Origin of the sequence: Methylorubrum sp. GM97, from assembly GCF_024347855.1 — a bacterium.
GTDB lineage: Bacteria > Pseudomonadota > Alphaproteobacteria > Rhizobiales > Beijerinckiaceae > Methylobacterium > Methylobacterium extorquens.
Map to the genome: position 1 here is coordinate 2898299 of NZ_AP025942.1, position 19009 is coordinate 2917307.

Here is a 19009-nt window from a genome sequence, read left to right on the forward strand (position 1 = left end):
GGCACCTCAGGATGAGGTTCGGGGTTGGAGACAGGACGGTCAGCCGCTGCTGATGGAACGGACATGACAGCGACCGACGCCCTCGACCGGGACGACCGCGCCCACCACCCGAATCTGGCGGCGCCGCGCCCCTATCGCCGCGGCTCTCCGCGCAAGATCGAGGGGCTGCCAGCGCGGCTGCCCGATGTCGTGAAGGCCTATCTCGACGTTCTACCGGAGGGCCGGGTCGTCGGCTTCAACCTCGCGGGGCTCGACCGCACCGGCATCCCGGTCTGGTTCGTGGCGCTCTTTCTCGATGACCCGTTCTATGTCGGCGCCATGCCCTCCGGCATCGGCTACGGCGCCACCGATGACGAAGCGCTGATCGGCGCCGTGGCCGAGATCGCCGAGAACCTGATGCCGTCCGTTGCCCTGCTGCCACGCAAGGGCGACAACCAAGCGGCCGTCTCCTACGCCGACCTCGTGCGCGTCTACGGCGCATCCTCCGTGGCCGATCCGCTGACGCTGTGCCTGCCCGCCGGTTCCTCCGTCGGCCGCGATACCCCGCTCGACTGGACCAAAGCGGTCCGCGCCCGCACCGGGGAGTCGGTGTGGATGCCGCTCGATATCGCCGCGACCGACTACTTCGAGCTGCGCGAGGGCTATCAGCCCTTCACCAACCTCATCACCAACGGCCTCGGCGCCGGGCCGGACGTGAACTTTGCGCTCGGCCACGGTTTGCTCGAACTGCTCCAGCGCGACGGCAACGGCCTGCTGTTCCGGGCTCTCGACCAGGGCGTAATGCTCGATCTCGACGGGATCGGCCCCGAGACGCGCGGCATGCTTGACCGGCTGGAAAGCCTCGGCATCCGGGCGCTGCCGAAATTCGCCACCGACCAGTTCGGTCTCACCAACCTCTACGTCGTCGGTTACGATGTGGACCCGGCCCGCACGCCCGCGCCGATCGCGCTTTCGGCCTGCGGCGAGGCCTGCGATCCGGACCGCGAGCGGGCTTTGCGCAAGGCGCTTCTCGAATTCCAGGCGGCGCGCGTCCGAAAAACCTTCGGCCACGGGCCGCTGGCGCTTGCCGATACGGTGGCTCCGCCCGGCTATGTCGAATCCTTCATCCAGAAGGCATTGCCGAGCCTCGATCTGGAGGAGAGCCGCGCGCTTCAGGCCATGCTCGCATGGCTCGACCTGTCTTCGGCCGAGCTGCGTGGGGTTCTGAGCAACACAGTCTATTCCGAGCGCAGCACCAAGGCGTTTTCCGACCTGCCGACGACACCGGCCCCGGACGGTCACGCCCGCGGAAAGATCGCCCGCGACCGGCTGGAGGAGGCAGGCTTCGATGTGCTCTACGTCGATTGCACGCCGCCCGGCGGCGGGATCGGTGTGGTCAAGGCGATCGTGCCGGGACTCGAAGTCGAGACCATGAGCTACTACCGGATCGGCGAGCGCAACGCGAAGAAGCTGATCGAGCGCGATCACCCTCTGATCCGCTTCGGCACGCCGACCGACACGCTGCTGCCCGTCCGCTTGACGCCGGAGGCGATCGAACGCCTCGGCGGCCAGCCGCTCTTCGACGTGGCCTTAGCCGAGCAGATCGTCGGCTCGCATTATCCGCTCTACCGCGAGCCGGAATCGCACCACGCGCCGTTCCGCTACGAACGCCAGGGCCGCCGGGCCGAGCGGAGGCCCGCATGAGCCTGCGCTTCGCCTACAACACCAACGGCACCGCCAATCACCGCATCGAGGATGCGATCCGCCTCATCAAGGATGCGGGCTACGATGGCGTCGCGCTCACCCTCGACATCCACCATCTCGACCCCTTCGCCGAGAATTGGGTGATCGAGGCCGATCGCATCGCCAGCCTCCTGAACCGGCTCGAACTCGGTTCGGTGATCGAGACCGGCGCCCGCTTCCTGCTCGACCCGACCGCCAAGCACGAGCCGACGCTCGTCACCGCCGACGCTTCGGGCCGGGCACGGCGCGTCGGCTTTCTCAAGCGGGCGATCGAGATCGGAAAGATCCTGAACTCCGAAGCCGTCTCGTTCTGGGCCGGCGTGCCGAAGCCGGGCGTGGACCACGGCGAGGCGCGGGGATGGCTGATCGACGGTCTGTGCGAGGTCTCCGACTTCGCCGCCGAGAAGGGCGTCGTCGCAGCGCTTGAACCGGAGCCCGGCATGCTGATCGAGACGCTCGACGACTTTGCCGCGATCGACCTGCCGGGCCTGTCGCTCGCCCTCGATACCGGTCACTGCCTCGTCACGGGGGAGCGCGATCCGGCCGCGGCCGTGCACGAATTCGCCCCGCGCCTCGGCACCGTGGCGATCGAGGACATGAAGCGGGGCGAGCACGTCCATCTGCCCTTCGGCGAGGGTGACATGGATGTCCCTGCCGTTCTGGACGCGCTCGACGCGATCGGGTTCAGCAAACTCGTCTGCGTGGAGCTTTCGCGCGAGTCGCACCGCGCCGACGTGATGGTCGGCCAATCCCTCGACTATCTCCGCACCTGCCGCCGTCCCGGTCCCGGTCTTCCGATGCCGGACACCACACCGCGCGAAGCCGCGATGCCCGGGCTGCCCACGTCATGAGAATCTGTTTCGTCAGCCGCCGCTACTTCCCGGCGATCTCCGGCATGAGCGTCTATGCGCAGAACCTCCTGCGCGAGGTGGCGGGGGCCGGCCACGACGTGACGATGATCTCGCAATATCGCGGCGACGAATTCGGCACGCGCGTCTATGGCGGTGGCCCGCCGCCCTCCGTGCCCGGTGTGCACGTCATCGGCCTCGAACAGCAGGGCGAGCAGGAAGGCGGGGATTTCGAGCGTGACATCGATACGATCGTCGCGACGATTTGCGCCGAGCACGCCAAGAAGCCATTCGACGTGCTGCACGCGCAGTATGGCTACCCGACCGGCTGGGCGGTGTTGCTGGCGGGCAAGCGGCTCGGCGTGCCGACGGTGGTCTCGATCCAAGGCGGCGACGGCCATTGGGTCGGCTCCTGCTGCGAGACGCATCGCCGCGCGATGGTCGAGGTGCTGGCCCATGCCAACGCCCTGCTGATCGGCGGGCAATCCTTCCTGAAGGAGGTGTGTGACCGGCTCGGCTCCGATCCCACTCGCTTCACCATCGTCCCCGGAGCCGTGGACACCGCCCGCTTCACCCCCGGAGAACGCTTCCAGGCCGAGCGTGAGGACGAGGAGCCGGTGCGGCTGCTCTACCACGGCCGGGTCGACCGCCGGAAAGGCGTGCTCGATTTCCTCGACGCCCTGGAGCGGCTCTGGGAGGCCGGCGTGCCGTTCGATGCGACGATCTCCGGCATCGGACCGGATGTCGAGTCCGCCCGCGCGAAAGCGGATGCCATCGGCTTCACCTCGGCACAGGTCCGCTTCACCGGCTACGCTGACTACGACACCGTGCCGGACCTCTACCGCGAGGCCGACGTCTTCGTTTCGCCGACCTACGCGGAGGGCTTCTCGAACACGATTCTGGAGGCGATGGCCGCCGGGCTCGCGGTGGTCTCGACCCACTCCGTCGGCGTCTCGGATTGCCTGCGGGACGAAGAGAACGGGCTGCTGGTGAATCCCGGCGATGTACGGGCGCTCACCGCCGCCCTTCGGCGGGTGGTGGAGGACGACGATCTGCGCCAGCGTCTCGCCGAGGCCGGATTGGAGGAGTGCCGCCGGGTCTATTCCTGGACCGCCGTCGGCCGGCAGATCATGGATGTCTATGCGCAGGTCGCCGGGGAGCGCCCGCACACGGATGTCCCGGACACGCTGCCGATCGACGCCGATTGCCGCTTCCGCAAGGAGCCGCACCTGCTGTGACACGTACCGCACTCGCCATCTCGCCGCATCTCGACGATGCGGTTTTCTCGGCCGGCGGCACGCTGGCGCGACTTGCCGCGCAGGGCTGGCAGGTCGTCATGGCGACGATCTTCACGGCATCGGTGCGGGACCCGCGCGGCTTCGCCCTCGCGTGCCAGCTCGACAAGGGGCTGGGGCCGGAGGTCGATTACATGGCCCTGCGCCGCGAGGAGGATCGCGCGGCGGCCCGTGCGCTCGGCATCGACGAGCCGGTCCACCTGCCGTTCCGGGAGGCCCCGCATCGCGGCTACGCATCGGCGCCGGAATTGTTTGCCGAACTTCGCCCCGACGACCGGATCGGAGCCAACCTCGCCGACGCCTTCGAGCGGCTGGTGGCCGATACCGGGCCGGACCTGATCCTCGCGCCGCAGGCCGTCGGCGGCCATGTCGATCACGTGCAGGTCGTGCGCGCCTTCCGCGCCGCGCAGCCGCCCTTGCCGGTGCTGTGGTGGCGCGACTTCCCCTACACCGTGCGCAGCACCGAGCCGAAAGAGCCGCTGAGGTCGATCTTCGAGCATTGGCCCGAGCAGGCCGTGCGCCTCGATTCGGAGGCCGAACACCGCAAGGCGGAAGCCTGCGCCGCCTACGCGTCGCAAATCGGCTTCCAGTTCGGCGGGCCGGAGGGATTGCGCACGCGTCTTTCCGCCGAGAACGGCGTCGAGCGCTTCCGCTTGCAGGGCCGGGTGCCGCCGGGTCTGCGCGATGCCGGCTTCGCCTGACGCGCCGAAGAGCCTGCGCGATCCCGCCCTTCTCGAGGCGCGCCGAGCGATGGCCGACGCGCCGCATGTCCGGCCGCTGCGCGCCTTCGCCCGCATGATTGCCGCCGAGCGGGGCGCGGCCGTCCCCGATCCCGATCCGCTCGATGGCGGCGTGGAGGCGCGGCTGCTCCTGCTGCTCGAGACGCCGGGCCCCTCGATCGGCCGCACCGGCTTCGTCTCCCGCGACAACCCGACCGGCACCGCCGCCAACCTGTTCCGCTTCCTGGCCGAGGCCGGGATCGCGCGACGGGACACGCTGATCTGGAACGCCGTGCCCTGGGTGATCCACGCGCCCGGCGCCCTCAACCGCGCGCCGCTTCGATCGGAAGCGAGCGCCGCCGCGCCATATTTCGCGCCGCTGCTGGCTCTGCTGCCGCGGCTCGCCGTGGTCGTCCCGGCCGGGCGCTTCGCGCGGGAAGCGTCGGCGCCGCTCGCCGCCTTGCGGCCGGAACTGCCCGTGGTGGCGATACCCCATCCGAGCCCGACGTATGTCTGCACCGCGCCCGCCGTGCGCGAGCGCATCCTGGCGGGTTTGGCAGAGGCGGCCGCGCATCTCGCTGCGACGCCGTGACGGTCAGGATACCGTGATTTCGGCCGCATTCCCGGTGCAGGGCATCCCCGTGCCGGTGGCCCTTCGCTGGCCTTTGCCGGTCGAAGCCCCTAAATGCCGCGGGGGCGGTTCGGGATCGATACCGCTCGGGACGACCCGCGCCGAATACACCCTGCGGTCGACCAGCGGAGGCGGATACCGTTCTCACATGAAACCTGCCGGGAAGCACAGGATGGTCACGGAGGCCGAGCCGGCCGACGCGGACCGCGAGGCTGATGCCGGATCGAAGAAGGCGTCGAAGCGCGGGCGCTATGCCTGGATCGGCACGATCGCCAGCCTCATCCTCATCGTCGCCTCGCTTGGCGTTCTGTGGAAGCTCTCGGAAGAGATCAGTTGGGCCGAGTTGCAGGCGGCCTTCACTGCGGTGGCCGCGACACAGCTTACCGAAGCCTTCCTGTTCGTGGCGGTCAGCTACCTGTTCCTGACCTGCTACGACGCGCTCGCCCTGCGCCAGCTTCGGATCAAGCTGCCCTACCGCATCACGGCGCTCGCCTCCTTCACGAGCTACGCCGTGAGCTTCACCCTCGGCTTTCCGCTCATCACCGCGGCGACGATCCGCTACTGGATCTACTCGAAGCGCGGATTGTCGGCGGCCAAGATCGCCGCGCTGACGGTGATCGCCGGCTTTACCTTCTGGCTCGGCATGGGGGTGGTGCTCGGCTTCAGCCTCATCATCGAGGCGGGCCAGCTCGCGAGCCTCACCTTCAAGAGCATCGGCGTCAACACCACCGCACGCCTCAATCAGATCCTCGGCTTCGGCACGCTCGGGCTCGTGCTCGGCTATCTCGCCTGGGTCTCGGTGAAGCGGCGCTACATCAAGGTGCGCCACTGGCACCTCGAATTACCTGGCGCCACGGTGTCGTTCAGCCAGATGGTGGTCGGCATCGGCGATGTATGCGCGGCCGCCGCCGTGCTCTACATGCTGATGCCAGAGGGCCTGCACCTCCCCTTCACGACCTTCCTGGCGATCTACGTGCTGGCCGCCATGCTCGGCATCGCCTCCAACGCGCCGGGCGGCATCGGCGTGTTCGAAGCCACGATCCTGCTCGCCCTGTCCTACCTGCCGCGCGAGTCGGTGCTCGGCTCGCTGCTGCTGTTCCGGGTCTGCTACTATCTCGTCCCCTTCGCCCTCGCCTTGGTGATGCTCGGCATCTACGAAGGGATGCAGCGTCTGCGGCGCCGGGCCGCCGCGAACGACCCGTGATCCCTCCGGTTCTCTAGCCCGGCATGTTGAGCAACCCGGCCCGCCCTCTCTGGCTCGGCGTCACCCTCGCCGTGGCCGTGATTGTTTTCGCGGAAGCGATCGGCGGCACGGTCGACGCCGCCCTGATCGTCTCCGCCAGCCTTGCCCTTTTCATCGGCGGGCTCATCGGGCGCCGCGCGCAGGGGCCGGTTCTGCAGCAGTCCGAGGCGGGCCCGCCGCGCCGCCACACCATCGCCGAGGCGCTGCTGGCGAACATCCCCGATCCCGTCATTCTGGTCGATCGCCGGGTGGTTGTGATGGAGGCCAACCCGGCCGCCCGTCGACTCCTGCCGGGGCTCAAGCTCCGCCATCCGCTTTCCTTCTCCCTGCGCGCGCCCGACGTGCTCGATGGGATCGAGGAAGTGCTGCGCACCGGCTCGGCCGTGCGGACCGAGTACGCGACCCGCGTGCCGACCGAGCGCGCCTTCGAGGTGCAGATCGGCGCCCTGCCGATGTCCGACATGCCCGGCAGCGGCGAGGCCAACGTCGTGCTGTTCCTGCGCGACCTTACCGAGGCGCGCCGCCTCGAGGCGATGCGGGTCGATTTCGTCGCCAATGCCAGCCACGAACTGCGCACGCCGCTCGCCGCTCTTCTCGGTTTCATCGAAACCCTTCAGGGCCCCGCCCGCGACGATGCCCACGCCCGCGAGCAGTTCCTCGGCATCATGCGCACCCAGGCCCAGCGCATGACCGGGCTGATCGACGACCTGCTCTCGCTCTCGCGCATCGAGCTGCACGAGCACGTCGTGCCGACCCGAACAGTTGATCTCGGCCGCATCGCCCGCCAGATAGTCGACATGCAGGCGCCGCTCGCCCTCAAGCGTGGCATCGCGTTGAGCGTCGAGCGGCCCGATATCCCGCTCCCGGTGCTCGGGGATCGCGACGAGCTTCTGCGCGTCATCGAGAATCTCGTCGAGAACGCGATGAAGTATGGCGGCAGCGGCGGCGTGGTCGTCGTGTCGCTCCACCGCGTCGAGGGGGTGGACGGGCGCGGGGCCCGGATCGAGCTCAGGGTGCGTGACGAGGGGCCGGGCATCGCGGCCGAGCATATCCCGCGGCTGACCGAGCGCTTCTACCGCGTCGATACGGCGTCGAGCCGCCAGCAGGGCGGAACCGGTCTCGGGCTCGCCATCGTCAAGCACACGCTCAATCGCCACCGGGGCAAGCTCATCATCGAGAGCGAGCCGGGGCGTGGCACCACGGTGCGGGTAAGCTTGCCGGAACATCGGCCGGACACCGTCGGACCGATGCCGGACGAGGTGCCCGCACGGGATTAGCGGATGACCCCGGGGGAACGGTGTGCGGTCGGCCCCGTTTGCCGGGAAGAGCCAGTCGATGCCGTCGCGCCAGTGCGGACATCGAACGACGCGCGACACGTGCCGAAAGATGCGGGGGCAAAGGTGCTTTCCCTGGCCTGAAAGCCTCGAACGCCCCGCCCCTTGACCTTCCCATGATGGGAAGGCCCATCTGAGGTGGCATGGAAACGATCCTTGAATCCCACACCACGCCGCCCGCGCCCGTTGAGGCCGAGCGGCCGTCCCGCCTGACCCTGCCGGTCGAGGGCATGAGCTGCGCCTCCTGCGTCGGACGCGTCGAGCGGTCGCTCCGCGCGCTGCCCGGCGTGAGCGACGTCGCCGTCAACCTCGCCACCGGCCGCGCCAGCCTCGCCCTGCCGGATGGCGTGCCACCCTCGCGGGCGGTCGAGGCGATCCGCGAGGCCGGCTACGACGTGCCGGAATCCGTCACCGCCGTCTCCGTCGAGGGGATGAGCTGCGCCTCCTGCGTCGGACGCGTGGAGCGCGCCCTCATGGCGCTTCCCGGTGCCGTCTCGGCGAGCGTGAACCTCGCTACCGGCCGGGCGGAATTGCACCACGCCGCCGGCACAGTCTCCCTGAGCGATGTCGAGGCAGCCGTGCGGCAGGCCGGCTACGAGCCGCGTGCGCTCGGTGCCGCAGCGGACGCCTCACACGCGGATCGGCAGGAGCGAGAGGCGTCCGCACTCCGCCGCGACCTGATCGTCGCCGCCGTGCTGTCGGCCCCGGTCGTCGTCCTCGACATGGGGAGCCATCTGCTGCCGGGCTTCCACCATGCGGTGACGGGCCTTCTCGGCGCAGGCGGCTTCGCCTGGATGCAGGCGGTGCTCGCGACCCTGGCGCTGGCCGGGCCCGGCCGGCGCTTCTTCCGGATCGGCGTGCCGAACCTGCTGCGCGGCCATCCCGACATGAACGCCCTCGTCGCCCTCGGCGCCGGCGCGGCCTACCTCTTCTCCCTGGTCTCGACCGCCGCGCCGTGGTGGCTGCCGGCCGGGTCGGCGCATCTCTACTTCGAGGCGAGCGTCCTCATCGTCACGCTAATCCTGCTCGGGCGTACCCTGGAGGCCCGCGCCAAGGGCCGAGCCGGCGCGGCGATCGCGCGGCTGATCGACCTCTCGCCCAAGACGGCGCGGCGGGTGGAGGGCGCGACCGAGCGTGAGGTGCCGGCGGCCGACCTCACGATCGGTGATCGGGTGCGCGTGCGGCCCGGCGAGCGCGTACCGGCGGACGGCCTCGTCGCATCGGGCGCCTCCTTCGTCGATGAGAGCATGATCACCGGCGAGCCGGTGCCGGTGGAGAAGGGCCGGGGCGCCCGCGTCGTCGGCGGCACCCTCAACACCACCGGCAGCTTCGACTTCACAGTGGACCGCACCGGTGCCGACACCGCGCTGGCGCGGATCGTGCGGATGGTTGAGGAGGCGCAAGGCGGTAAGCTGCCGATCCAGGCGCTGGTGGACCGGGTCACTCTGTGGTTCGTGCCCGCCGTCATCGCCATCGCCGTGCTGACCTTCCTCGCGTGGCTCGTCCTCGGTCCTTCGCCGGCGCTCGGTCATGCCCTGGTCGCGGGAATCTCCGTGCTTATCATCGCCTGCCCCTGCGCCATGGGGCTGGCGACGCCGGTCTCGATCATGGTCGGTACCGGCCGGGCGGCGGAACGGGGCGTGCTGTTCCGTCAGGGCGCCGCGTTGCAGGCGCTGCGGGACGCCCGCGTCATCGCCCTCGACAAGACCGGCACGCTGACCGAGGGCCGTCCGCGCCTGACCGATCTCGTCACCGCGCCCGGCTTCTCCCGTGAGAGTGTGCTGGCGCTGGCAGGCGCCGTCGAGGCGCGCTCCGAGCATCCGGTCGCCCGCGCCATCGCCGCCGCGGCGCGCGACGCCGGGGCACTGCCCGACGCCGAAGCGTTCGAGGCGGTGCCGGGCCACGGCGTCTCGGCTCGGGTCGAGGGGCGGGCGGTGGCGCTCGGCAACCGCCGCTACATGGAACGGCTCGGCGTGACGATTGCTGCGCTGGACGCCGATGCCGCCCGTCTCGCTCTAGAGGGGAAGAGCCCGATCTTCGCCGCCGTGGACGGCCGGCTCGCGGCGCTCGTCGCGGTGGCCGATCCGGTCAAGCCCGAGGCGCGCGCGGCCCTCGATGCCCTGCGCGCCCGCGGCCTCACCGTGGCGATGCTGACGGGAGATGCCCGCGCCACCGCCGAGGCGGTCGCCCGGTCGCTCGGCATCACCGAAGTCGAGGCCGAGGTGCTGCCCGAGGGCAAGGTCGCGGCCCTGCGCCGCTTGCGCGAGGCCCACGGCCCGGTCGCCTTCGTCGGCGACGGCATCAACGACGCGCCCGCTCTGGCCGAGGCCGATATCGGCATCGCCATCGGTACCGGCACCGACATCGCGGTGGAGAGTGCCGACGTCGTGCTGATGTCCGGTGCGCTCACCGGGCTGGTCGAGGCCGTGATCCTGTCGCGTGCGACGCTCGCGAACATCCGCCAGAACCTGTTCTGGGCGTTTGCCTACAACGCGGCGCTGATCCCCGTCGCCGCCGGTGGGCTCGCGGTCTTCGGCGGTCCGCAGCTCTCGCCGGTCCTGGCGGCCGGGGCGATGGCGCTCTCCAGCGTCTTCGTCGTCGGCAACGCGCTGCGCCTCAAGCGGGCGGGGGGCACCGCATGAGCGCGCCCTCTGTCACCATCGGCGAGGCGGCCCGCGCAACCGGCGTCTCGGCCAAGATGATCCGCTACTACGAGGAGACGGGCCTGCTCGGCCCCGCGGGACGGACGGCCGCCGGCTATCGCGTGTACAGCGAGGCCGACCTGCACGCGCTCCGCTTCGTCCGCCGCGCCCGCGACCTCGGCTTCTCGATGCGGGAGATCGCCGACCTGCTGGCCCTCTGGCACGACCGCTCCCGCGCCAGCGGCGCGGTCAAGGCCGTGGCGCTCGGCCATGTCGCCGACCTGCGCCGCCGCATCGGCGAGTTGGAGGCGATGGCCCGCACCCTCGAACATCTGGCCGAACGCTGCTGCGGCGACGACCGACCGGACTGCCCGATCCTCGACGATCTGGCGGGAGGAGAGGCGCCCGAGCCCGCGGAGACGGGCGCGGCACGATTGCGGCGAGGAAGAAAGCAGGGGTGATCGCTTTCGGGCGCTTGCCCTGAGGCTTGGCCGTTGACCCCGTGTTGGCCTTCTGCTTGCTGGGACCTTCCGGAAAGGTTGGATCCATGCCCGTCATCGACCGCATCGCCGATCTCTCGGAGGAGATCACCGCCTGGCGGCACGATCTCCATGCCCATCCGGAGCTTCAGTACGACGTTCACCGCACCGCCGGTTTCGTGGCGGACAAGCTGCGCGCCTTCGGCTGCGACGAGGTCGTCACCGGCATCGGCCGCACCGGCGTCGTCGGGGTGATCCGCGGGCGGGCGCACGGCTCCAACCGCGCGATCGGCCTGCGCGCCGACATGGACGCTTTGCCGATTCAGGAGATCCGCGACCTTCCCTACCGCTCGATCGCGCCTGGCAAGATGCACGCCTGCGGCCATGACGGGCACACCGCCATGCTGCTGGGTGCCGCGAAATACCTCGCCGAGACCCGCGACTTCGATGGCCGCGCGGTGCTGATCTTCCAGCCGGCCGAGGAGGGCGGGGGCGGCGGCGAGGCGATGGTGCAGGACGGAATGATGGAGCGCTTCGGCGTCGAGTCGGTTTACGGTCTTCACAACGTCCCCGGCCAACCGCTCGGCACCTTCGCGATCCGACCCGGCCCGATCATGGCCTCCACCGACCGCTTCACGATTTGGATCGAGGGCAGGGGCGGGCACGCGGCCCTGCCCCAGGCCGCGGTCGATACGGTGCTGGTCGGGAGCCACATCGTCGTCGCCCTGCAATCCATCGTCGCCCGCAACATCGATCCGCTCGATTCGGCGGTGGTCTCCGTCTGCGCGGTTGAAGCCGGCGAGGCGTTCAACGTGCTGCCGCAGATGGCTGAGTTGCGCGGCACGATGCGAGCGCTGACGCCGGCCGTGCGCGACCTGATGCGCGAACGGCTCGCGGCGATTGCGGAGAATGTTGCCATCGCCTTCGGCGCGAGGGCGAACGTCGATTTTGCCAGCGGCTATCCGGCGACCGAGAATCACCCGGCCGAGACCGACTTCATGGCCGATGTCGCCGCGCTGGTCGTCGGCGAGGATCGTGTCGAGCGGGACGTGGCGCCGATGATGGCGGCCGAGGACTTCTCCTACATGCTGGCCCACCGGCCCGGCGCCTACATCTTCATAGGGAATGGCCCCTCCGCCGGCCTCCACCACCCGGAATACGACTTCAACGACGCCGCCATCCCCTACGGCGCCTCGCTCTGGGCGCGGATCATCGAGACCGGGCTTCCGGCCTAAGACCAGCCAGCGCACGAGCGGCAGGTTCTGGGATCGAGCATCCAGCGGGGTTGCGACGGAGCGGACGCCTCAAGCGGCATGGACCCGCTCCAGGAACGTCCCGATCGCGACTTGCAGCGCGGCGCTGCCATCCCCGACTCGCTCGGCACCGGAGCGCACTTCGTCGGAACGCTTCTCGTTGGAAGCGGCCGCGGCGCGGACCTCCGCGATGCTCAGCGACACCGTGCGGGCATCCGCTGCGGCCCCTGCAATGGCACAGGCGATCTCGTGGCTGGCCTGCCCCTGTTGCTCGGCCGCCGTCGCAACCTCGGCGGCGATGAGGCTGAGCTGGGCGATCGTTTGCCCGATCTCGCCGATGGCACCGCTCGTGCCGCACGCCGCCTGCTGGATCGCCGCGATCGGTGCGCATCTGCCGTAGCGGGCCGACCTCTCACGCTGCCTCAACTCGTGGAGGTTGCCGCCAATTCGAGCGCGCTTCTCGGACGCGGTCGAGCGAGCCGGTTGAGCATACGCCCGACGGGACGCTCGAAGCCGTAATAGGTCAGGAACGCCAGCGCGAGGCAGGCCGGCACAGCCATCGCGTTGGCGGCGATGGTCGTGCCGACCTTGCGATGCACGAGCGCGATCACGAACCCATGGGTTAGGTAGAGTGAATAGGAGGCATCTCCGATCCGCTCCAGGGCGGCGAGGGCGCGCCGGGGCCAGCGCCCGGCCCGCTCGATCGCCAGCGCGCCGCAAACGATGAGGAAGGCCGGGCCGCCCCATACGAGCGGCCGTAGGGCTTCCGTGTAGTGCCAAGCGAGCTCGGCCGCGACGAGGCCGGTTGCGCCGACGGCCATGAGGCTCAGCCCGCGTCCGAGACCGGCAAGGCGGATCGGCCCGGCAAGGGCAAGGCCGGCAATGAATTCGAGCATGATCGCCGAGGTCCAAAATCGCAGCGGGGCGTTCTCGGGCGCGAAAATCGCGCCCGCAATCACGAGCCCGGCCAGGGCTGCCGCGCAGAAGGTCCGGGGCGCGCCGATCCAGAGACCAGCGGCGAACAGGACGTAGAACAGCATCTCAGCATTGAGCGTCCTACCCGAGATCGCCAACGGCCAGATCTGACCTTCGGCGTTGTAGTAGGGCACGAACAGTAGGGATTTCGCCAGGGTGGCCCCATCGAAGCTGAAGCGGGCGAACAATCCTGCTAGCGCGCCTGCGCAAAGCACAAGAGTTGTTGCCCAATAAAGCGGTACGATACGTATCGCACGTTTCAAAATGAATTGGCCCGGAGTAACTTTAGTATCTAAACTTCCCATAACGAATCCGGAAACGACGAAGAATATATCAACGCCAGCGGCGCCGGTTACGAAACGGTGGTCCGATAAGTGGTGAGCTGCAACAAGCAGCGCGGCCGTAGCCCTGAGTGCCTGGATTGAAGCGAAACGCATCTCCAACACCCCGCAAATCGTCAGATCACTCTATGCAAGTCATCACTTGAAAAAGCAAAAATCTTACCAATTGAGAATGGCTAGGTTCAAAAGAGACCTGACAATCGTAACCCTCTGTTCAGTCCTCTCTGCCCGAGCCTAGCGGTCTCATCAGCCAGGGTGACGGAACGTTGGTCCGCGGCGATCCCTCGATGGCCGGCAACGCCGCGCCGAACGGCACCGTCTCGTCGAGCCGATCGTCGGCGAGCGCCTGCATGGTGGCTTTCACCCTTGTTCAGACGGCGTGCTCGATGGATTGGGCCAGACCTCGGGCCTGAAGCCCGGCATTCCAGAACGATACGGTGAGGGCGGCGCGGGCCTGTTCCTGCGATGCCTGCCGCAGCGCGAAGGCCGAGATGCCCGCTCCGACGAGACCAAGGAGCCCGACGACCATCGCCAGTGTGAAGCCCAGAGATACGCGCATGAAAAAGCCCGCCGATCCGTAGAATCGACGGGCTTCTATGGAGAGCATTTTTGCTCGAAAGTTAAATAGAGCCGGCTATTTTCGATTACGTACGATGAAGTGGCTGTGAGCACTTCTTTTATTGTGAATCACTCGGTCGACCGCGCGAGAGAGCCGATCCTTCAGTTTCTCGGTGCCGCCGTTCCGCCGAGGTGAAACACGCGATGCGGCACCAGTTCGCCGCGCTCGACATCGCCGACGGCGACGAGCACGCCGCCGCAGGTCGCGTAGGCCTTGCCGCCGATCGGCGCGTCCTGCCCGCGCAGAATCACCGGTTGCCCGCGCATCAGGCGAAGCCCCATGTCGCGGCTGACCGCCACCGAGGGCACCTCGTCCAGGGCCGTTTCCACCGCGTGGAGATGCATCTCGGTGCTCTCTTCGAGGGTGGCGACGCTGCAGGCGGCCGCCTCCTCGAAGGGGCCGACGCGGGTGCGCCGCAGGGCCGAGACGTGACCGTAGCAGCCGAGCACCCGGCCGAGATCGCGGGCCAGCGCACGAACGTAGGTGCCCTTGCCGCATTCCGCAGCGATCACGGTGCGGTCGCCGTGGTGCTCGATCACCGAGAGGTGGTCGATGCGCACCGAGCGGGCCACCAGTTCCACCACCTCGCCGTCACGGGCGAGGTCGTAGGCGCGCTCGCCCTGAATCTTGATGGCGGAGTAGCGCGGCGGCACCTGTTCGATCTCGCCGACGAAGGCGGGCAGAGCCGCCTCGAGCGCCTCGAGGGTCGGGCGGACGTCGGAGGTCTCGACCGGGCGACCTTCGGCATCATCGGTGTCGGTCTCGACACCCCAGGTCACCTCGAAGCGGTAGGCCTTGCGGCCATCCATGACGAACGGCACCGTCTTCGTTGCCTCGCCGAGCGCGATCGGCAGGATGCCCGATGCCAGCGGATCGAGCGTGCCGGCATGGCCCGCCTTCTTGGCGTTGAACAGGCGTTTCACCACCGCCACGGCCTGGGTCGAGGTGATGCCGACGCCCTTGTCGAGCACCACCCAGCCGCTCACGTCGTTCTTCTTCGGCCGGTCATGACGCGGACGGCCGCGCTGAGGGCGGCGTCCGCCCCGCGGCGGTCCGTCCCGACGCAGGTCGCCCCGCGGCTCCTGCGGCGCTTCGCCGGCGCGTTCGGAAGAAATGTCGTCTTGCATCCTGTCCTCGATCGACGGGTTCTCTAGAGCATCGTCCCGAAAGGTGGCCACCGGCTCTCGGCAAACGACGATGCAAAAACAAAAGCGGAGAGCATCGGCCTGGATTGGACATCCAGGACGAGGCTCTTGAGCGGCTCAGCCCATCAAGGGGCCATCACTCGGCCCGTTGGGCGAAGGGGCGGAGCAACGGCAGCCGCCCGGATGGAGATCAATCGCGCGAGGACGAATCCGGTTCGCCCTCGTCGTCCTCGCGAGGCGCACTTTCCAGATCCCTTTGGACCTTCTCGCTCCGCAGGAGCTGGTCGATCCGGGCCGCCTCGTCGAAGGTCTCGTCGCGCCGGAAACGCAAGTCGGGCGCGAATTTCAGGTTCACCCGCCGGGCCACTTCCTGGCGGAGGATCTTCTTGTGACGCTCGAGCGCGGCGATCACCGGGGCCTCGTCCTGGCCGCCGAGCGGCATGACGTAGGCGGTGGCCAATTTGAGGTCCGGCGACATCCGAACCTCGGGAACGGTGACGACATGCGAGCCGAGCACCGGATCCTGAATGTCACCACGCTGCAGCACTTCGGCCAGAGCGTGGCGGATGAGTTCGGCCACGCGCTGCTGACGCTGCGTGGGACCGGAGGGAGTCTGCTTTTGGGCCATCGGCTGATCGACGTCGCTGAACCATCAGGCGGGTGCCTGGAAACAAAGGGGGCCGCAGCTTTCGCCGCGGCCCCGTAAGGAAGAGCGGTAGGGGAGGGCCGCTCAGAGCGTGCGCTTGATTTCCTCGACGTTGAAGCACTCGATGAAATCGCCCACGCGCATGTCCTGGTAGTTCTGGAAGGACATACCGCACTCGTAGCCGGCGGTGACTTCCTTGGCGTCGTCCTTGAGGCGCTTGAGCTGGGACAGCTTGCCCTCGTGGATCACCACGTCGTTGCGCAGCAGGCGGACATGAGCGCCGCGCTGGACCACACCCTCCATGACCCGGCAACCGGCGATCTTGCCGACCTTCGACACGTCGAAGATCTGCAGGATCTGCGCCTCGCCGAGACGCTCCTCGCGAAGCGTCGGCGGCAGCATGCCCGACAGCGTGGCTTTGATGTCGTCCACGAGGTCGTAGATGATGCTGTAGTAGCGAATCTCGGTGCCGTCGCGCTCGGCCGCGTTGCGCGCTTCCTTGTGGGCGCGCACGTTGAAGCCGATCACCACCGCCTTTGAGGCGTTGGCGAGCGTGATGTCCGACTCGGTGATGCCGCCCACGCCCGAGAGCAGGATGCGAACGCCAACCTCGTCGTTGCCGAGCGCCGTGAGCGCGCCGTTGATGGCCTCGACCGAGCCCTGCACGTCACCCTTGATGATGATCGGCAGTTCCTTGCGGTTCGCGCCTTCCTTGGCCTCGCGCATCATGTCGACGAGCGAGCGGTTGGCGCCGCCGGTGCGGGCGTTCAGACGCTCACGCTTGATGCGGGCGCGGTACTCGGTGACCTCGCGGGCGCGGGCCTCGTTCGGCACCACGATCACGCGATCGCCGGCGTCCGGCGTACCGTTGAAGCCAAGCACCTCGACCGGGACCGAAGGGCCGGCATAGGGCACGTGCTTGCCGGTATCGTCGATGAGGGCGCGGATGCGGCCCCACTCGGCGCCGGCGACGACGATGTCACCGGTGAACAGCGTGCCGCGCTGCACGAGCACGGTGGCGACAGGGCCGCGACCACGATCGAGCTGCGCTTCGATCACGGTGCCTTCGCCATCGCGCTTCTCGTTGGCGCGCAGGTTCAGGATCTCGGCCTGGAGCTGAAGGCCCTCGAGAAGCTCGGGCAGACCCTCGCCAGTCTTTGCGGAGACTTCGAACTCGAGGGTCTCACCGCCCATCGACTCCACTTGGATGTCGTGCTGCAGCAGCTCGGTGCGCACCCGCTGCGGGTTCGCATCGGGCTTGTCGATCTTGTTGATGGCGATGATCATCGGGACACCCGCCGCCTTGGCGTGCTGAATCGCCTCGACGGTCTGGGGCATCACGCCGTCATCAGCCGCCACCACGATCACGACGATGTCCGTCACCTTGGCGCCACGGGCGCGCATGGAGGTGAAGGCCGCGTGGCCGGGGGTGTCGATGAAGGTCACGAGATCGCCCGAGGGCGCCGCCACCTGATAGGCACCGATATGCTGGGTGATGCCACCAGCCTCACCCTCGACCACGTTGGCCGCACGGATCGCGTCGAGCAGCGAGGTCTTGCCGTGATCGACGTGACCCATGATCGTGACGACCGGCGGACGCGGATCCAGATCCTCCTCCAGATCCGGCTCGTCCGAGGTCAGACCTTCCTCGACGTCCGACTCGGCGACGCGGCGAACCGTATGGCCCATCTCCTCGGCGATGAGCTGAGCCGTATCCGAATCGATCACGTCGGTGATCTTGTGGATCTGGCCCTGCTTCATCAGCAGACGGATGACGTCCACCGCACGTTCGGACATGCGGTTGGCGAGTTCTTGGATGGTGATCGTCTCTGGGATTGTCACGTCGCGGACGATTTTCTCCTTGGGCTCCTCGTGCCGATGCCCGCTCATCCGCTGCTGGCGGCGGCGGAAGGAGGCCACGGAACGAGTGCGCTCTTCCTCGCCCGCAGTTGCGTTGGCGATGGTGAGGCGGCCACGGTTACGGTCACCGCCCGGCGACTTCGGCGTCTTGGGCGGCGTAATGATCTTGAGTGGCATACCGGGGCGACGAATCACCCGCTTGGTATCCGACTCCTCCTCGGCCGCGGCGGCGCCGGGACGACCAGCGGGACGCGCAGCGGCGCCCGCACCCGCGGGGCGGGCGGCGGTTGTCGGGGTCGGCGCCTTCTCGGGCTCCGGCGCCGGGGCCGGGCGCGCCATGAAGTTCAGGTCGCGCGGCTTCTTGATATCCGCGGTGATGGTACGGCGCGGCTCGGCCGGCGGCTGCGGCGCAGCCGGACGGGCAGCCGACGGTGCCGGACGGACACCGGGGCGGGCGCCGGACGCAGCCGGACGCTGGGCCGCACCACTCGGACGCGCGGCCGACGGAGCAGCAGCGGGACGTGCGGTGGCCGCAGGGGCCGGACGTGCAACCGGGGCTGCGGCCGGGGCCGGCGCAGCAGCTGCAACCGGCTCCGATGCCGCAGGAGCGGCAGCAGCGGGCGGGGCCTCGGCGGCGGGCAGGGCGGCGACGCGCGCAGCCTCTTCCTCGGCGCGGCGACGCGAATCCTCGGCGGCCTTGCGGCGGAGTTCGTCTTCCTGACGGCGCCGCTCATCCTCTTCGCGGCGGCGTGCCTCGGCAGCCTCACGCTCGCGGCGCTCGGCTTCCTCACGGTCGCGGCGGGCCTGGATTTCGGCCTCGGCACGGGCGCGGGCCTCGGCCTCGCGGCGCTGCGCATCGGCCAGGGCGGCAGCGCGGGCATCCCGCTCCTGCTCGCTCAGGGTGCGCAGCACGACGCCGGAGGCGCTTCGGCCGGCCGGACGCGCGGCCGGCGTCGGCGCGGGCGCCACGGAGGCAGGACGCGGCGGAGGCGCGGTGACGGGCTCACGCGGCGCGACCGCTCCGGGCGCGGCGCCGATCGTACGCCGCTTCACCGTCTCGACCACGACGGACTTCGACCGCCCGTGGGAGAAGCTCTGACGGACCGTTCCCTGCTCGACCGGACGCTTGACCGTCAACGGCTTCGAGGGGGCTCTGGTCTGCGTCTTGTCACCCGGATTGTTCGTATCGCTCATTCAGTCTGAACCCTGAGGGTTTCCATCGTCCCATCGGCCGGCGGCGGGCATGCCCGGCCGAGT

16 protein-coding genes are annotated in these 19009 nt (G+C 69.1%); 10 read left to right on the plus strand and 6 right to left on the minus strand.

Annotated features, from left to right (window positions below; translation table 11 throughout):
- The first annotated feature begins 63 nt into the window (after positions 1–63).
- The 10 genes from MSPGM_RS13395 (at position 64) to MSPGM_RS13440 (ending at position 12148) form a co-directional block, all read left to right on the plus strand.
- Positions 64–1683 carry a YcaO-like family protein gene (locus MSPGM_RS13395; protein WP_003597810.1) on the plus strand — a complete coding sequence of 540 codons (1620 nt, stop codon included), beginning with the start codon at positions 64–66 and terminating at the stop codon, positions 1681–1683.
- Positions 1680–2573: a sugar phosphate isomerase/epimerase family protein gene (locus MSPGM_RS13400; protein ID WP_003597811.1), complete on the plus strand. Its 894-nt coding sequence runs from the start codon at positions 1680–1682 to the stop codon at positions 2571–2573. Before MSPGM_RS13395 ends, MSPGM_RS13400 begins: the two co-directional genes overlap by 4 nt.
- Positions 2570–3808, plus strand: coding sequence for a glycosyltransferase family 4 protein (locus MSPGM_RS13405; RefSeq protein ID WP_003597812.1), 1239 nt, complete (start codon positions 2570–2572; stop codon positions 3806–3808). Before MSPGM_RS13400 ends, MSPGM_RS13405 begins: the two co-directional genes overlap by 4 nt.
- Positions 3805–4566, plus strand: coding sequence for a PIG-L deacetylase family protein (locus MSPGM_RS13410; RefSeq protein ID WP_012753103.1), 762 nt, complete (start codon positions 3805–3807; stop codon positions 4564–4566). The genes MSPGM_RS13405 and MSPGM_RS13410 overlap by 4 nt, the downstream gene beginning before the upstream one ends.
- Positions 4550–5176, plus strand: coding sequence for a uracil-DNA glycosylase (locus MSPGM_RS13415; RefSeq protein ID WP_012753104.1), 627 nt, complete (start codon positions 4550–4552; stop codon positions 5174–5176). The genes MSPGM_RS13410 and MSPGM_RS13415 overlap by 17 nt, the downstream gene beginning before the upstream one ends.
- A gap of 211 nt (positions 5177–5387) precedes the next feature.
- Positions 5388–6419 (plus strand): lysylphosphatidylglycerol synthase domain-containing protein, encoded by a 1032-nt coding sequence (locus MSPGM_RS13420; protein WP_261925671.1) that lies wholly within the window; start codon positions 5388–5390, stop codon positions 6417–6419.
- 23 nt (positions 6420–6442) lie between these two features.
- Positions 6443–7735: an ATP-binding protein gene (locus tag MSPGM_RS13425; RefSeq protein WP_012753105.1), complete on the plus strand. Its 1293-nt coding sequence runs from the start codon at positions 6443–6445 to the stop codon at positions 7733–7735.
- Positions 7736–7935: 200 nt separating this feature from the next.
- Positions 7936–10434, plus strand: a complete 2499-nt coding sequence (locus MSPGM_RS13430; RefSeq protein ID WP_012753106.1) for a heavy metal translocating P-type ATPase — start codon at positions 7936–7938, stop codon at positions 10432–10434.
- Positions 10431–10895: a Cu(I)-responsive transcriptional regulator gene (gene cueR, locus MSPGM_RS13435; protein ID WP_003605161.1), complete on the plus strand. Its 465-nt coding sequence runs from the start codon at positions 10431–10433 to the stop codon at positions 10893–10895. Before MSPGM_RS13430 ends, cueR begins: the two co-directional genes overlap by 4 nt.
- 86 nt (positions 10896–10981) lie before the next feature.
- Complete coding sequence (locus MSPGM_RS13440; protein ID WP_003605159.1) at positions 10982–12148, plus strand: M20 aminoacylase family protein; 1167 nt, start codon at positions 10982–10984, stop codon at positions 12146–12148.
- Between the two features lie 69 nt (positions 12149–12217).
- Here the strand turns inward: MSPGM_RS13440 and MSPGM_RS13445 are convergent, their stop codons facing one another.
- From MSPGM_RS13445 to infB, 6 genes are all read right to left on the minus strand, one after another.
- A complete protein-coding gene (locus MSPGM_RS13445) occupies positions 12218–12592 on the minus strand; it encodes a hypothetical protein (RefSeq protein WP_003605157.1) in 375 nt (124 codons plus the stop codon).
- Positions 12589–13578, minus strand: coding sequence for an acyltransferase family protein (locus tag MSPGM_RS13450; RefSeq protein WP_261926401.1), 990 nt, complete (start codon positions 13576–13578; stop codon positions 12589–12591). Before MSPGM_RS13450 ends, MSPGM_RS13445 begins: the two co-directional genes overlap by 4 nt.
- Before the next feature lie 274 nt (positions 13579–13852).
- Positions 13853–14041 carry a hypothetical protein gene (locus MSPGM_RS13455; protein ID WP_244426788.1) on the minus strand — a complete coding sequence of 63 codons (189 nt, stop codon included), beginning with the start codon at positions 14039–14041 and terminating at the stop codon, positions 13853–13855.
- 161 nt (positions 14042–14202) lie between these two features.
- Positions 14203–15228, minus strand: a complete 1026-nt coding sequence (truB, locus tag MSPGM_RS13460; RefSeq protein WP_003605151.1) for a tRNA pseudouridine(55) synthase TruB — start codon at positions 15226–15228, stop codon at positions 14203–14205.
- Between the two features lie 208 nt (positions 15229–15436).
- On the minus strand, positions 15437–15874 hold the full coding sequence (rbfA, locus tag MSPGM_RS13465; protein WP_003605149.1) for a 30S ribosome-binding factor RbfA: 438 nt from the start codon (positions 15872–15874) through the stop codon (positions 15437–15439).
- Between the two features lie 102 nt (positions 15875–15976).
- Positions 15977–18946 carry a translation initiation factor IF-2 gene (gene infB, locus MSPGM_RS13470; protein ID WP_209688542.1) on the minus strand — a complete coding sequence of 990 codons (2970 nt, stop codon included), beginning with the start codon at positions 18944–18946 and terminating at the stop codon, positions 15977–15979.
- Between the last annotated feature and the right edge of the window lie 63 nt (positions 18947–19009).